This window comes from Micromonospora sp. RTP1Z1 (assembly GCF_033804685.1).
Lineage (GTDB): Bacteria > Actinomycetota > Actinomycetes > Mycobacteriales > Micromonosporaceae > Micromonospora.
Genome location: NZ_JAPFQV010000100.1, coordinates 1 through 15042, shown reverse-complemented (window position 1 = coordinate 15042; position 15042 = coordinate 1). Strand labels below are relative to the sequence as shown.

Annotated in this window: 15 protein-coding genes, 1 tRNA gene, 1 other RNA gene and 1 pseudogene; 15 read left to right on the top strand and 3 right to left on the bottom strand. The window is 70.0% G+C overall.

What is annotated here, in order from left to right:
* The first annotated feature begins 314 nt into the window (after positions 1-314).
* The 9 genes and pseudogenes from SLP03_RS30250 to SLP03_RS30210 all read left to right on the top strand — a co-directional run bounded on the left by SLP03_RS30250 (position 315) and on the right by SLP03_RS30210 (position 7328).
* Positions 315-830 (top strand): PadR family transcriptional regulator, encoded by a 516-nt coding sequence (locus tag SLP03_RS30250; protein WP_319464057.1) that lies wholly within the window; start codon positions 315-317, stop codon positions 828-830.
* Between the two features lie 65 nt (positions 831-895).
* Entirely contained in the window at positions 896-2017 is a 1122-nt protein-coding gene (prfB, locus tag SLP03_RS30245) for a peptide chain release factor 2 (RefSeq protein WP_319464056.1), read from the top strand.
* Positions 2018-2134: 117 nt separating this feature from the next.
* Positions 2135-2815: a cell division ATP-binding protein FtsE gene (ftsE, locus tag SLP03_RS30240; protein ID WP_030331491.1), complete on the top strand. Its 681-nt coding sequence runs from the start codon at positions 2135-2137 to the stop codon at positions 2813-2815.
* A 71-nt stretch (positions 2816-2886) separates the two neighbouring features.
* Complete coding sequence (gene ftsX, locus SLP03_RS30235) at positions 2887-3762, top strand: permease-like cell division protein FtsX (protein ID WP_319464055.1); 876 nt, start codon at positions 2887-2889, stop codon at positions 3760-3762.
* A 134-nt stretch (positions 3763-3896) separates the two neighbouring features.
* Positions 3897-4376: an SsrA-binding protein SmpB gene (smpB, locus tag SLP03_RS30230; RefSeq protein ID WP_319464054.1), complete on the top strand. Its 480-nt coding sequence runs from the start codon at positions 3897-3899 to the stop codon at positions 4374-4376.
* Positions 4377-4482: 106 nt separating this feature from the next.
* Positions 4483-4858, top strand: a transfer-messenger RNA (tmRNA) gene (gene ssrA / locus SLP03_RS30225).
* Positions 4859-4971: 113 nt separating this feature from the next.
* The gene (locus SLP03_RS30220; RefSeq protein WP_319464053.1) at positions 4972-5637 is read left to right on the top strand and encodes a hypothetical protein; all 666 of its coding nucleotides are present in this window, start codon (positions 4972-4974) and stop codon (positions 5635-5637) included.
* 127 nt (positions 5638-5764) lie between these two features.
* Positions 5765-6235 carry a hypothetical protein gene (locus SLP03_RS30215; RefSeq protein WP_319464052.1) on the top strand — a complete coding sequence of 157 codons (471 nt, stop codon included), beginning with the start codon at positions 5765-5767 and terminating at the stop codon, positions 6233-6235.
* Between the two features lie 106 nt (positions 6236-6341).
* A pseudogene (locus SLP03_RS30210) lies at positions 6342-7328 on the top strand (hypothetical protein).
* Positions 7329-7359: 31 nt separating this feature from the next.
* Here the strand turns inward: SLP03_RS30210 and mdlC are convergent.
* The gene (gene mdlC, locus SLP03_RS30205) at positions 7360-8958 is read right to left on the bottom strand and encodes a benzoylformate decarboxylase (protein ID WP_319464051.1); all 1599 of its coding nucleotides are present in this window, start codon (positions 8956-8958) and stop codon (positions 7360-7362) included.
* 126 nt (positions 8959-9084) lie between these two features.
* Positions 9085-9915, bottom strand: coding sequence for an S-methyl-5'-thioadenosine phosphorylase (locus SLP03_RS30200; protein ID WP_319464050.1), 831 nt, complete (start codon positions 9913-9915; stop codon positions 9085-9087).
* A gap of 114 nt (positions 9916-10029) precedes the next feature.
* On the opposite strand from SLP03_RS30200, the gene SLP03_RS30195 reads away from it, so the two are divergent.
* Together SLP03_RS30195 and SLP03_RS30190 are read left to right on the top strand one after the other, a co-directional pair.
* Positions 10030-10626 carry a YqgE/AlgH family protein gene (locus SLP03_RS30195; RefSeq protein WP_413644766.1) on the top strand — a complete coding sequence of 199 codons (597 nt, stop codon included), beginning with the start codon at positions 10030-10032 and terminating at the stop codon, positions 10624-10626.
* Between the two features lie 87 nt (positions 10627-10713).
* Positions 10714-10786 (top strand) — tRNA-Ala (locus tag SLP03_RS30190).
* Positions 10787-11021: 235 nt separating this feature from the next.
* Here SLP03_RS30190 and SLP03_RS30185 read toward each other — a convergent pair.
* A complete protein-coding gene (locus tag SLP03_RS30185; RefSeq protein WP_319464058.1) occupies positions 11022-11609 on the bottom strand; it encodes a GrpB family protein in 588 nt (195 codons plus the stop codon).
* Positions 11610-11825: 216 nt separating this feature from the next.
* Here SLP03_RS30185 and SLP03_RS30180 point away from each other — a divergent pair, with 216 nt between their 5' ends.
* From SLP03_RS30180 to SLP03_RS30165, 4 genes are all read left to right on the top strand, one after another.
* Positions 11826-12530, top strand: a complete 705-nt coding sequence (locus tag SLP03_RS30180) for a VOC family protein (RefSeq protein WP_319464049.1) — start codon at positions 11826-11828, stop codon at positions 12528-12530.
* A gap of 589 nt (positions 12531-13119) precedes the next feature.
* Positions 13120-13539, top strand: coding sequence for a DUF2267 domain-containing protein (locus SLP03_RS30175; RefSeq protein ID WP_319464048.1), 420 nt, complete (start codon positions 13120-13122; stop codon positions 13537-13539).
* Positions 13540-14112: 573 nt separating this feature from the next.
* Positions 14113-14505: a hypothetical protein gene (locus SLP03_RS30170; protein ID WP_319464047.1), complete on the top strand. Its 393-nt coding sequence runs from the start codon at positions 14113-14115 to the stop codon at positions 14503-14505.
* 36 nt (positions 14506-14541) lie between these two features.
* Positions 14542-14889: a hypothetical protein gene (locus SLP03_RS30165; protein WP_319464046.1), complete on the top strand. Its 348-nt coding sequence runs from the start codon at positions 14542-14544 to the stop codon at positions 14887-14889.
* Positions 14890-15042: the final 153 nt, after the last annotated feature.

Below are 15042 nucleotides of genomic sequence, written 5' to 3'. Positions count from 1 at the left end.
CAGCGGCACGAACGACAAGGCCGGCTCGTGGCACAACCTGGTGCGCTGGATGTCGCCGCGGACGATCAAGGAGACCTTCGTCCCGGCGACCGACCACACGTACCCGCACATGGGCTGAACCGGCGGCGGCCGTCGGTGGCGCGCGGAGCGTCACCGGCGGCCCGGCCGGGCCCCCCGGATCGGCGTCCGGTGGAGGGCACATCGATGGTCCTTGGCGGACTGTCGTCCGCCGACAGTGCACATTGGAAATCCCATCGGGTGGCGAAAACGGCAAATCCTGGACGCCGGGTCGGCAAAGTGGCAGCTTAGAGGGCATGGCGGAATCCGGAGTCAACCCCACGGCGGCGGCCCTGCTGGGCCTGCTGCACGAGGGCCCGATGACAGGCGGCCAGCTGATGGCCGCCGCCGAACGGCGGTTGGCGCCGTACTGGTCGATGACCCGCAGTCAGGTCTACCGCGAGTTGCCGGTGCTGGCCGAGCGGGGGTTCGTGCGGCTCGGCAAGCCCGGGCCGCGGATGAGTCAGCCGTATTCGATCACCGCGGCCGGGAAACGGACATTTTCCCGCTGGTTGGCGGAGAATCCGGGGCGGGACACCATCCGTAACCCGATCGCGCTGCGGATCGCCTTCGGCAACCTGCACTCGGCCAGCCAGTTGAAGAACCTGTACGCCTCGGCGAACGAATACCACACCGAGGCCCTCGCCGCGGTGCGGGAGCAGGTGAAGGGCGCCAAGAAGGAAGGCGACGCCTACGACGCCAGCGCGCTGGAGTTCGCCGTCGCCTACCACAAGGCCGCGCTGTCCTGGCTCAAGTCCGCCCCGGTCGGCTGACCTGCTCCGGCGGTTCGGGCGGCTGAGGTGAACGTACCGCGGGCAGCCAAGTACGCTTGTCTGTCGTGACAGCTGCCGATTATGCCGAACAGCTCAAGGAACTCGACGCCACCCTCCGGAACATCGAGGCCGTCCTCGACCTGGACCGGCTGCACGAGGAGAAGGCCCGGCTCGAGGAGCAGGCGTCCGCGCCGGACCTGTGGGACGACCAGGCCAAGGCTCAGCAGGTGACCTCGCAGCTGTCGTACGTCAATAGCGAGATCAGCAGGCTCGGCAGTCTCCGGTCCCGGCTCGACGACGCCGGCGTGCTGCTGGAGCTGGCCGAGGCGGAATCCGACCCGGGGGTGCTCTCCGAGGTCGAGAGCGAGATCACCGGGCTGACCAAGGCCATCCAGGAGATGGAGGTCCGCACCCTGCTCTCCGGCGAGTACGACTCGCGGGAGGCGCTGGTCGCCATCCGGGCCGGCGCCGGCGGCGTGGACGCGGCGGACTTCGCCGAAATGCTGCTCCGGATGTACCTGCGCTGGGCCGAGCGGCACGGCTACCCGACCGAGGTCTACGAGACCTCGTACGCCGAGGAGGCCGGGCTGAAGTCCGCCACCTTCACGGTGAAGGTCCCGTACGCCTACGGCACGCTCAGCGTCGAGTCGGGCACCCACCGGCTGGTCCGGATCAGCCCCTTCGACAACCAGGGCCGCCGGCAGACCAGCTTCGCCGGTGTGGAGGTGCTGCCGGTCACCGAGCAGACCGACCACATCGACATTCCGGAGAACGAAATGCGGGTGGACGTCTACCGCTCCTCCGGCCCGGGCGGGCAGAGCGTCAACACCACCGACTCCGCGGTGCGGCTCACCCACATCCCCACCGGGATCGTGGTGACCTGCCAGAACGAGAAGTCCCAGCTGCAGAACAAGGCCTCCGCGCTGCGGGTGCTCCAGTCCCGGCTGCTGGAGCGCAAGCGGCAGGAGGAGGAGGAGAAGCTGGCCGGCCTGAAGACCGGGAGCACCAGCTCCTGGGGCGACCAGATGCGCTCGTACGTCCTGCACCCTTATCAGATGGTGAAGGATCTGCGTACCGAGCAGGAGACGGGCAATCCGACCGCGGTCTTCGACGGCGAGTTGGACAGCTTCATCGAGGCGGGCATTCGCTGGCGCAAGCAGCAGCAGATGGCCGGCGACGCTGTGTGATCAGCCGAGGGCGGAGCGCGTCATCGATCTCCACGTTATGCAGTAAATAGATGACGCGCCCCGCTCCTGGGGGCGTGGGGCTTGGCTCTCCGGTTACACCGCGTAGACTCACCACCCGTGATTCAGCTTGAGCAAGTGACGAAGACGTACCCGAAGGCGTCCCGGCCTTCGCTCGACAACGTGTCCGTCTCGATCGAGAAGGGCGAGTTCGTCTTCTTCATCGGTCCATCGGGCTCCGGCAAGTCCACGATCATCAAGATGCTGCTGCACGAGGTGGCGCCCAACAAGGGCCGCGTCGTCGTGAACGGCAAGGACGTCACGTCGATGCGATCCTGGAAGCGACCCCACTTCCGGCGCTCTATCGGCTGTGTCTTCCAGGACTTCCGGCTGCTGCCCAACCGCACCGCCTACGAGAACGTGGCGTTCGCCCTCGAGGTGATCGGCAAGACCAAGGCGGTCGCCCGCCGGGTCGTGCCTGAGGTGCTGGAGCTGGTCGGGCTCGGTGGCAAGGAGCACCGCTACCCGCACGAGCTCTCCGGTGGTGAGCAGCAGCGAGTCGCCGTCGCCCGGGCGTTCGTGAACCGTCCGCTGATCCTGCTGGCGGACGAGCCGACCGGAAACCTGGACCCGGACACCTCGATCGAGATCATGCGCCTGCTGGACCGGATCAACCGCACCGGCACGACCGTCGTGATGGTCACGCACGACTCCAACATCGTGAATCAGATGCGCCGCCGCGTCGTGGAGATCGAAAGCGGCCGCATCGTGCGCGACCAGGCCCGCGGCGTCTACGGCTGAGCCGGCGCTCGGCTGCAAGCCGTAGACCCTGACGACGAACACCTCATGCCGGAGAGCCGGAGGAATTCCCGATGCGCGTGAAATACGTCATGTCCGAGGTACTGGTCGGATTGTGGCGCAACGTCACAATGACCATCGCCATGATCATCACGTTGGCGGTGTCACTGTTCATGCTGGGCGGCAGCGGTCTGCTGTTCCAGAAGGTCGGCGACATGAAGGACCTCTACTACGAGAACATTGAGGTCTCGATCTTCCTGAAGACCGACGTCAACGAGCAGCAGCGCACCGATCTCGCTGCCAAGCTGAAGAGCGACCCCCTGGTGAAGGAGGTCAATTACGTCAACAAGGACGAGGCGTACAAGCGCTTCCAGGAGATGTACCAGGACGCTCCGGACCTGGTGAACGCGGTCAAGGCGGACCAGCTGCCCGAGTCGTTCCGGCTCAAGCTGGTCAACCCCGAGCAATACAAGGACGTCCGCGACCAGTACAAGGACACCGAGGGGGTCGACGAGATCGTCGACCAGAGCAAGCTGCTCGACAAGGTCTTCGGCGTCCTCACCGGGATCCAGAACTTCGCGCTGGCCATCGCGATCGTGATGGCGGTCGCCGCGTTGCTCCTGGTGGCCAACACGATCCAGGTGGCCGCCTACAGCAAGCGGCGTGAGGTCGCGGTCATGAAGCTCGTCGGCGCCTCGAACTGGTTCATCCAGGCGCCGTTCGTGCTGGAGGCGGTGGTCGCCGGCCTGATCGGCTCGATCCTCGGCCTGGCCGCGCTGGCCTCCCTGAAGGTCTTCGCCGCTGGCGGGTCGATGCAGGCCCTGGAGGGCCTGATCACGCCGATCTCCTGGTCGGAAATCTTCCTGGCGTTCCCGCTCATGGCGGGCGTCGGCGGCCTGGTCAGCGCCGTCACCGCCTGGGTCACGCTCCGGTTCTACCTGCGGGTCTAGTCCCGCACCGGCTCTCCGAGGGCCCTCCCGCGCCAGGAATAAACGGCGCGGGAGGGTCCTTGTCATTCGGGTAGCATGATCTCCGCCCTGCGACCGGCCACCGGTCGTGGGTCATCCGGAAGGGGGTGGCGCCGATGCCACGGGAAAAGGGTCGAAAGCTGGTCGCCTCCAACAAGAAGGCGCGGCACGACTACGCCGTCCTCGACACGTACGAGGCGGGCATGGCGCTGACCGGGACCGAGGTCAAGTCGCTGCGGGCCGGGCGGGCGTCGCTGGTCGACGCGTTCGCCCAGGAGCGCGACGGCGAGCTCTACCTGCACGGCATGCACATTCCGGAGTACACCCAGGGCACCTGGACCAACCACGAGCCCCGGCGTACCCGCAAGCTGTTGCTCAACCGGCTGGAGATGGACCGGCTGATCGGCAAGACCCGCGAGGGTGGCCTGACCATGGTGCCGTTGCAGGTCTACTTCTCCGACGGCTGGGCCAAGGTGGAGATCGCCCTGGCCAAGGGTAAGAAGTCGTACGACAAGCGGCAGGACCTCGCCAAGCGGGACGCCGACCGGGAGATCGCCCGGGTGGCCGGCCGGCGCGGCAAGGGCATGGAAGACTGATTTGTCCGCTTCGTCCCAGGCTGGCGCGCCGGCCCGGGGCCTCGGGATGAAACCCGTTGCGGCAGGCGTTAGGCTTGTCAGTGCCACCACGAAGGTGGCCCGTCGAGGGGGTGACTGGTTTCGACTTCGTACGTGGCGTCAGGGGAAGCGAGCCGAGGAAGCCGACGTCGTCTCGAGAATCGTTCGTCGGAAACTATAAGCGCCAAGAACAATCGCGCTGACTTCGCTCTCGCCGCCTGAGGCGAGTAGCTAAGTCTGTCGGCCTGGGAGCGCCTTCGGCCCAGTTAGCCGGCATCAGTTAGAGGGCTGGCCAAGCGGACCCGGTCGCGGGGTCCGTGCGGCGAGATTAATCAGCGACTGGGCCTGTCACACCAACTTGCTCGCGTGAGCGGTGGGGCCGAGTAGAGGCATAGCGAGCTGCGCTCGGAGAAGCCCTGATAAGACGGCGAAGGACCCGGGTTCGATTCCCGGCACCTCCACCAGATGACTTGTGCGCCCCGGTCCACCTGGACCGGGGCGCACAGTCGTCTCCGGACCCGATCGACGGCCGACGGCGCCCCCACCCCGATTGCCCGGCCGCTCTAGGCTGCCGTCTGTGACGAACGAGAAGATCCGGCTGTCGGTCGACCCCCCGTCCGGACAGCGCACGTTCGCAACGCTGGTGGGCGTGCTCTTCGCCGCCCTCGGAACGGTCTTCGTGCTGCTGCCCCTGCTCGCCGACCGGCTGCTGCGCCGGATCACCGGCTCCGGTGACCCGTTCCCGTCGTACGACGCGGCCCGGGACCTGCCGCCCGGCATGCTCCCGCCGGACCTGGCCGGCGGCTCCGCCGCCGACCCACCGAGCCCCGTCCGGTTCATCGGCCTCTGCGGCGTCCCGTTCGTGCTGCTCGGGCTCTACCTCGCGCTGCGGGTGCTGCGCACCGCCGCCTGGCTGGAGGGGACGCGGGCCTCGGTCCGCGGCGCGCTGGGCACCCGCACCGTCGACCTGGCCACCGCCGAGGTCGCCGCAGGGGCCGCCGCATACCGGGCCGGGGACGAGGCGGTGGTCCGCATACCGACCGTGGTCGCCCGCGACCCGGGGACCGGCCGCCGGGTCACCATCCCGTTGCAGGGCATGGGGCTGGCCACCCTCCCGCCGCACGAGCTGCGGGCGCTCGCCGACGCCATCACGACCGGCCGCCCGACCGCCGGCCGGGACGCCGACGCGCACGTCCTCGCCGGACAGCTCCGCACCATGGCGGGCAACCCGTTGGGTCTGTGAGCCCTGTGAGGCCCTGTGAGTCTGGTGGGGCGGCTGGGGCAGATGAGGCTCTCCCGGGCCCTGGACAGGGCCGTCAGGCGGGTCCACCATCGCTGTACGCGGTAGCGCAGCAGTGCGGGAGGTGCCCGTGGTCACCGATCCGATCCAGCAGCAGTCCACCGGCGTCGCGGCGGCCCGTCCGCCCGTCGCGCGCCAACACCGACCCGCCCTCCTCGGCGACCTGCACGCCCTCGCCCGGGCGCTCGCCGCGCCCGTAGGCCGGCCGCGCTGGCGGCAGCGCCTGATCACCCGCCTCGACCCGGTCGGGCACGGCTTCGCCGAGCACGTCCACGTCACCGAGGGACCCACCGGCCTCTACGCGGAGCTGCTGCACCACGCCCCGCGCCTGGACCGGGGCGTACGACTGCTCATCCGCGAGCACGCCGCCATCGTCACGGAGATCGCCGCCCTCCAGCACGTTGCCGACCTGCCCGCCGTACCGGACGAGGAGCTGTGCGGGCGGACCGGGCAGCTGCTGCGTGCGCTGCACCGGCACCGGCAGCGCGGCGCCGACCTGCTCTGGGAGGCGTACCAGGCCGACCTGGGCGGGGAGACCTGAACGCCGGCCGCCTCGCCGCGCCCGGATTGGCCGGGTCTCTCGCCGATCGTGGCGTCCGCCGAGGTCTGGGCGGGAACCGGTGGGGTGGGCGCGGCGTCCAAGAGGCATGCGTCGCGCGATGGCCCTGCTGGGGCTGCCCCTCATGGTCGCCGCCGGCTGCGCCCCGGCCGGCTCCGGCCCGACCACCGGTGGTCCGTCCGCCGGCCGCCCCGACCACCGCTGGGAGGCGTTCGACCAGCGGGCCGTCGAGGTGGCCGAGGCCTGGCGCCCCGGCCCCGGGTGGCGCACCGGGTACGTCCCGCTGCAGGACGCCACCGTGCTGACCGGCGACCCCGGCTTCGGCCCCGACACCGAGGCGGCGTTCCGGGCGGGCTAGTACCGCGACCAGATCGACCTGCCGGGCGCCGAACCGGGCGACGGCACGGTCCGGTTCCCGGACGGAACGCTGCGGGTGCCGCTGGTCAGCGCCGCCGAGGCGTACGCCCAGCTGGACCAGGGCGACCCGCCGCCCTGCGCCGGCCGGCCGAAGAAACCTGGCCCCACCGGCGGGCCCGGGCGGCCCAAGGGCGGCCCGACCATCGAACCCGGTCCGGACGGCTGGGTCACCAGCCCCGCCGACCCGGGCGCCTGCATCCCGCTTACCGTCACCGCGGTGCGGCTGGGCACCGCCCCCATGCGGACCAGCCGCGGAGTCGCCGACGTGCCCGCCTGGCTGTTCACCGTGTCGGAGCTGAAGACCCCGGTGGCCCGGCTCGCCGTCGCGCCGACCGCGGTCACCGCCGTACCGGAGGGGGTCGCCCCGACCCGGCCGGCGCCCGACGGCGTGGTCGGCACGCAGGACCTCGCGGCGCCCGCCGAGGACGCGCGACTGACCTACCGGCTCGGGGTCGGCGCCTGCGACACCGGCATCACCCCGCTGGTGCTGGAGCGCGACGACGTGGTGGTGGTCGGCGGGGGCGTGGCCCGCTCGACCGGCGTCTGCACCAACCAGCTGATCCTTCACCCGGTCACCGTCACGCTGCGAGCCCCGCTCGGCGTCCGACCCGTGCTCGACGTGCTCACCGGCGCGCCGCTGGTCGTTGGCGGGCGCTGACCCGACCGGGTGAACCGCCGGGCGGCGACGGCTACAGGATGCGGGGCACCTCGGTGCTGATCGGCACCGGCAGCACCGTCGGCCCGTCGGCGGCGAGGGCCCTCCCCACGGCCTCGCCGAGCCGGTCCAGCGGGTCCACCACCTCGGCGGCGCAGCCGTAACCGTGTGCCACGGCGACGACGTCCAGCCCGGGCAGGTCGAGCGCGGGCACCCCCGGCGTGTGCTTCAGGTCGGCGAACGCCTTGAGGATCGCGTACTGCTGATTGACCGGGACCACGACGGGCAGCGGCAGCCGCAGCCGGGCCGCGGTCCAGAGCGCCTGCACGGAGTAGTGGAACGAGCCGTCCCCGATCACCGCCACCACCGGCCGGCCACGCCCGGTGTCCCGCTCCGCCAGCGCGATGCCCACCGCCGCCGGCAACCCGAACCCCAGCCCCCCGCTCGCCATCGTGAAGTACGACCCGGGTCGGGTGACCCGCAGCCGGCGGCGCAGCGCGGACAGGTTGGACGGGGACTCCTGCACGAGCACCCCGTCGGCCGGCCAGTGCCGGGCCAACGCGGCGAAGAGGGCGTCCGCGCTCGGCGGGCTCGACTCGGCCGGCGGCTCCGGCTCGGGACGGGCGGCCGGAGCGGGGCGGTCCGTCGCCGGCAGCAGGTCCCGCAGGGCCGCCAGGGCCAGCCCGGCGTCGCCGAGCAGACTCTCCCCGACCGGGGCCCGCGCCGACTCGTCCGGGTCCTCGGTGACGTGCAGCAGCCGCGCGTCGGCCGGCAGGTAGTTTTTGCCCGGCACGTGCGGGTAGTAGCGGAACACCGGCGCGCCCACCACCAGCACCGTGTCGTGCCCGCGCAACGCCTCCGCCAACGGCCCGATCGCGAACGGCAGTACGCCCCGGAAATGCGGATGGTCCTCGGGGAAGACGGCCCGCTCCGGTGCCGGGGCGGACCACACCGGCGCGGCCAGCCGCTCGGCCAGGGCGACCGCGGCCGGCCAGGCGTCGGCCCGGTCCACCGCCGCGCCGAGCACCAGCACCGGGGAGCGGCTGGCCGCCAGCACGGCGGCGAAGTCGCGCAGCCGCTCCGGGTCCGGCGCGTACCGGGTGGCCACGGTGCGCACCTGCGGCGGCGGGTTGGCGGGTCGGTCCCAGTCGTCCATCGGCAGGGAGAGGAAAACCGGCCCGGTTGGGGGCTGCACCGCCGTCGCGTACGCCCGCATCAGCGCCGCCGGGATGTCCTGCGCCCGGGCCGGCTCGTAACTCCACTTCACGTACGGCTGGGTCAGCTCCGTCGGCCGGCGGCTGGTCAGCCGGGGCTCGATCAGCAGCATCTCGCGGGTCTGCTGGCCGGCGGTGACGATCAGCGGCGTCTTGTTGTGCCAGGCGGTGACCAGGTTGCCCATGCCGTTGCCGGTGCCCGGTGCGGTGTGCAGGTTGACGTGCGCGGGCCGCCCGGTGGCCTGCGCGTACCCGTCGGCCATTGCCATCGCGGACGCCTCGTGCAGCGCGTGCACGTAGTGGAAGTCGGCGGGGAAGTCCTTCAGGAAGGGTTCCTCGGTGGAGCCGGGATTGCCGAAGACGGTGGTCAGGCCCAGTTCGCGGAGCAGGTCGTACGTCGTGTCGCGGACCGTTGCCATCGCCGGCTGCCTCCGTCTGCTGCGCTGCGCCGGAGACGGCTCAGTGATCAGTCCCCCGACCAGCCGAATCTATCGGGAGGTCGCGGCCCAGGCGGGCGCTTCCCGCGTCTCGCGGGCGGCCGACGGTCAGGGCAGCGGGAACGGCAGCTTGATTCCGTCGAGCGCGTGGCCGCAGGGGCAGGTCCGCTCGGCGGGCAGCGCGGCCACCGCGTCCAGCAGCACCCCGCGCAGCCGGTCGGTGTTCGCCGCGAAGACCCGGAAAACTTCCTCCTGGGTGACCGACTCGCCGCTCTCCACGCCCGCGTCCAGGTCGGTGACGAGTGCGATCGAGGTGTAGCAGAGGGCCAGCTCGCGGGCGAGCACCGCCTCCGGGTGGCCGGTCATGTTGACCACCGACCCGCCGATCGCGGCGAACCAGCGGGACTCGGCCCGGGTCGAGAAGCGCGGCCCCTCGACCACCACCACCGTCCCCCCGTCGACCGCCGGCACGTCCCGGCCCGCGGCCGCGGCCAGCAGAGTGCGGCGCCCGGCGGGGCAGTACGGGTCGGCGAACGAGACGTGGACCGCACCGCGGTCGTAGTAGGTCTGGGCGCGTCCGCTGGTCCGGTCGATGAGCTGGTCCGGCACCACGAACGTGCCCGGGCCGAGCTCCGGCCGCAGGCCGCCGACGGCGCACGGGGCGAGCACCTGGCGTACGCCGAGGGAGCGCAGCGCCCAGAGGTTGGCCCGGTAGGGGATCAGGTGCGGCGGGTATCGGTGGTCGCGTCCGTGCCGGGGCAGGAAGGCCACCCGTTGGCCGCCAACCTCCGCGATGGTCACCGCGTCCGACGGCGCCCCGTACGGCGTCTCCAGCACGTGTTCGGTGGCGCCGTCGAGCAGGGCGTACAGCCCCGACCCACCGATCACCGCCAGCTCGGCCGTCGGCTCCATCGGTTCCCCCAAGTCATGTTCGATCACCCGCCCGTCAGACCTTAACCACCGTGCTGGGCGCAGGCTATGGTGCCAGGCATGGCGTTGACAGCGCAGATGGTCGGCGGCGTCGGGTTCCCTGTCCCGGCGCGCGTGTGACGAATGTCCGACATGCAGAAGGGGCAGGCGATCGGTGGTCGGGCCATGGAGTCGATGACCGGACGGCTGCTGGTCGCGACTCCGGCGCTGAAGGACCCCAACTTCGACCGCACGGTCGTGCTGCTGGTCGCCCACGAGGCCGGCGGCGCCCTCGGCGTGGTGCTCAACCGGGCCACCGAGGTGCCGGTCGCCGATGTGCTGGGGGACTGGAGCGACCTGGCCCGCCACCCCGCGGTGCTCTTCGAGGGCGGGCCGGTGCAACCGGAATCGGCCATCTGCCTGGCCCGCATGCGGCATCCGATCAAGCCGGTGAAGGGCTTCCACCGGGTCTCCGGCGCGGTGGGCACGATCGACCTCTCGGTGGATCCGGAGCGGCTGCGGGACGCCCTCGGCGGCATCCGGGTCTTCGCCGGCTACTCCGGCTGGGGCGCGGGCCAGTTGGAGCGGGAGATCGAGGAGGGCTCCTGGTTCGTCCTCGACGCGCTGCCCGGCGACGCCTTCGTCGACCGGCCGGACGACCTCTGGCCGATGGTGCTGCGCCGGCAGGGCGGCATGATGGCGGCGGTCGCCCACTTCCCCCCGGACGTGGCCCTGAACTGAGCCGCGCGCAGGGGGACCCCGTGAGATGACCATGCCGGACGGCGTGTGTATAGTTCTCTGCGTGCCGGGCGACCGGGACGACAGCAAGGGGCCGTGGCGCAGCTGGTAGCGCACCACACTGGCAGTGTGGGGGTCAGGGGTTCGAGTCCCCTCGGCTCCACCTTGAGGCAGGCGACACAAACGCCCTGGTCAACACCGAGACGGTGAAGGCCAGGGCGTTCGTCGTTCTCATCCTCCACCCGGTCGACGTGCCAGGTGGCCCCGTAACAAGGGCAGCGACGACGCCACGGCCGTCTACGCGAACTGAGCCGGCCGGCCGCCGGCTTGTTAGTCCCACCACATGCTTGACGCTCGGTCTAGACGCACCGATTGACGAGGTGGACCGGGGTCGGCGGTTACGTTGTGCTGCTGGGCTTGCTGATCTTCATGTCTCTGGTTGTGGCCCACGCCCGAGCCGCTTCGGTCAGCTTCCCGATCAGGTCAGTCTTGCCCTCGGTGTACGCCTCACGGTCGTTCGGATAGCGGTCTGCCAAGTCTCGCTTGAGGGCTTCATAGTCGGCACGGGCGTCGGGATGGGCTCGTAGGTAGTCCCGGAAGGCCAAGACGTTGACGTAGCGCGGCGAGCCGGTCGGTACCAGGTGCAGGTGATGGGTCCGGTGGCTGGGGCGTGGCTTGCAGAACCAGTGCATGACCTCAGCGCGATAGGGCCAGTAGCGATAGCTCAGCGGCTTCAGCAGCTCGATGCAGGGGCGCGACGACTCCAGGTCCGCGACGCCAACCATGATGTCGATGACCGGCTTGGCGGCGAGCCCGGGCACTGCTGTGCTACCGACGTGGTGGACACCGCCAGTGATCCAGGGACCGATGGTCCGGCTGATCACGCTGGCCTCCTCGTCGAACCGCTCGGCCCAAGCGGCGTCGTGCGGCTCGATGTGGATAGTGGCGTTTACCTCGTGCGAATCGCTGCTATGGCTGTCCGGCATATCGGCCACCTTGCCAGGGAAGCCGTTCCGTCGCCGTCCCAGCAGCAGCCGACGATCATGTCAAGCATCTGGTGGGACGCGCCCTGTCAAGCGGTGCTCCTGTTGCTCAGCGGAGATCTGGCGCGCGACTGTCAACACGCGCCCTGCGCCACTCGCGATACGTCCGGCCCGGCTCGGTGCCTTGTTGTCGTGCTGGCCGGTGTCTACTGTGCGGTGATGCTCTCGCGAATGCTGACGGTGACCTTCGATGCGCACGACGCGGCTCGCCTGGCGCAGTTCTGGGCCGGCGTGCTCGGCCGGGAGGTCGTCGAGGACGCCGGTGGTGCGCTCCTGCCTGGCGAGGACACCCAGCTCAGCCTCCGGTTCGTCCCGAGCCGCGCGGAGAAGGTGGGGCCGAACCGCATGCACCTTCACCTGACCAGCGCCAGCCGCGCCGACCAGCAGCACACGGTGGCGACGGCGCTGGGGCTCGGCGCCGGCCACCTCGACGTCGGGCAGCGCCCCGAGGAGGAGCACGTCGTCCTGGCCGACCCCGAGGGCAACGAGTTCTGCGTGATCGAGCCGGGCAACGCCTTCCTCGCCGGGTGCGGTTTGCTCGGGGAGCTCGCCTGCGACGGCACCCGGGAGGTCGGCCTCTTCTGGAGCGAGGCGCTGGGCTGGCCGCTGGTATGGGACCAGGACCAGGAGACCGCGATCCAGTCACCGCACGGCGGCACAAAGGTCGCGTGGGGAGGCCCGCCCGTGGCCCCGAAAGAGGTGAGGAACCGGCAGCGCTTCGACCTCGCCCCGACCGGTGGCGACCAGCAAGCGGAGGTCGACCGACTGGTCTCCCTCGGGGCCACTCGGCTCGAGGTCGGTGAGGACGGCGCCGTCGTGCTGGCCGATCCCGACGGCAACGAGTTCTGCGTGAAAGGGAACTGACCACAGCGCGGCCGGGTTGCCCAGTGGGTCAGGGCGGCCTGCTGCCGGACCGCCTCCCTCCGCGTCCGGGCCGCCGCGTTCATCCCACCACCAGCCGGATACCTAGACACGGCGACAGACGTCAGCCTTTCAACCTCTGTAGCAGCACCCGAAGAAGCAGCAGGGCGCGGTAACGGCGGCTGACCTGGCGGGCGACGGACGAGTCGACCTGTACGTCGGAATCTGTGACGTGTCCGGATCCCCCCACAGGGTCACCCCGTCAGCGGGCAGGGAGCCGACAGCAGCGGCCTGACCTCAGTCGTTGACATCAACGGTGGCGGCCTATGTCGCTGGTTCGATTCCGGCCGGGGGTTCACACCTCCACCAGGCCAGACGCCGGCCCGGCGTGCCCGGGTGGGAAAGGGGGATGATGCCGTGCAGGCCACCGAGGGCGCCAAGTTCTGGGCGGGGCTATGCGCGAAGCGGCGTCTGGCCGCACGCCCCGCAAGGCCGAAGGGTCGTTTCGTCGAGGAGTCGTCCGTCCGGGCGAGGAGGCCGTTTCACCGTGAGGGGCGCGGGTAGACGGTCTCGTCGGAGAGGAGGCTCCGAGGTGAACTACGGCGAATTCGTTGAGGTTGTGGCAAGGCGTGCCGGGGTGCCGTCGGAGAAGGCCGAAGCAGTCAGCCGCGCGACATTGGAAACGTTGACCGACCGGGTCACCGCCGGTCAGGCGAGCAACATCGCCGGGCAGCTTCCAAGAGAGCTACGGCAGCATCTGCACAAGACCACCACCGCTATCGGGTCGCAGAACGCCGAGCCGTTCGGGCTGGACCAGTTTGTCGAGCGGGTGGCGAGACGCGCCGGGGTCGATGTGGCGATGGCCGACGCAGGTATGCGGGCCGTGCTCAGCACCATCGGTGAGGCCGTGAGCAAGGACGAGTTGGAGGACCTGGTTTCGCAGCTCCCGAAGGAGTTCTGGGAGATCATTCAGGCCGGCGCGGGGGTCGAGGTCAGGCCGCGCGGCGCATAGCGGAGGGTTGCCCCAGCTCCGACTAGGTGTTGAGGCAGGCCGCAGCCGCATGATCGTTCCTTCATGCCGAAGAGGTCGCTGGTGCTCCGCGCGACCCGTAGGACGTGCCAGATCTGTGCCAGGTCGACAGGTCATCTCGGGGGATTGACGGGGACTGACGGAGAGAGCGGATGGTTGGCCGCAGGTCAGCGCCACGCCAGGTCAGGAGAGCTCGGGAGATCCCCTGGCAGTGTGGGGGTCAGGGGTTCGAGTCCCCTCGGCTCCACCCTTGATGACCAGGGCGTTCGTCAGACATGACGGACGCCCTTTGTCGTTCCTGAGGGCGGAAATAGCCAAGCGAGTAGCCACGGTTACCTCCCCTCGCCCACAGCACCTTCTCCATCTCGTCGGCAGCCTGGACGAGCTGAGTGGGCATGACGTGGCTGTAGATGTTCATGGTGACGCCGATCTTGAAAGCCTGGGTGTCGTTGCGGTGGTCCACCGGGCCCCCGGTCGTCGAAGCGAAGACAAGCCGAGGGTCTGCCCATGCATCGCCGAGCGCGGCGCGCTCCTCTCGCTGTGTATGTGCTCCGGATGAGCAGCGGCGAGGAGCTGGGGCTGTCGCGGGTTCTGGTCGACGAGCGTCATGACGAGCTGCTGCGGCAGTGGCGCCGGTACCGCGGCGAGATGGAGCGCGCCAATGTTCCGTCGAAGCTTGAGACGGTCGGACCGATCGACGTCGAGGCCCAGGGCGACAGCCGGGCGACGGTAACCGCGCACGTCCGGGCGATCTGGTGGAACGGACCGACCAGCCTCAGCGGCACAGAGCACCCGTGGCGGTTCGAGATGCGGCGAGACGTGGCGGCTTGCGACGATCTCACCGCACATCCCTGCGGGCCGTTGAGCGCAAAAAGCGCTTCCAGCAGGCGCGGCCGCCGCGGAGGCTGCCGGGCAAAGTTTGCGTGTTCGCACTGCGCGGGCGCATAGTTCGAAGAACCTGCCACGTTCGTAAGGAAGCCGTTAATGTCTGTCGACGATGATCGTTCTTCGTGCCTTGATGTAAGTGCGTTGATGGAGATGACGCACGAGACGATGATGGCGCGGTGGCGGCAGGGCCTGGTAACGCCGATGTCCGCAACGATCAGCACCTTCGCCAAGACCGACGGCAGCTGGTGGACCGCCAGCCAGGTCACATGGCTTCGCGTTCCGCTTGCTGAGCGCAATGAGCGGCTCGACTTCCATCATGATCGCTTCGAACTCACCGACCAGGCCAAGGGTCCAGCAATCACCACCGAACCAAGCCCTTGGGACAAACGACCATCACAGTCCCTATTCAAAGCCCCGGCTTCTCGGACCCCTGACATTTCCTAGTACCCGACCTCGGCGAGGTTAAAGATCAAGGTGTGCCACGAACGCAAGGAGGAGCTTGATGTAGGTAGAGCGACTTTATGCGGTGCTGTGCAGGAGATGAAGGTTGGCCCTTCGGAGTCGCCCTGCGGGGGGAGGTTCCAAACCGCCACATGC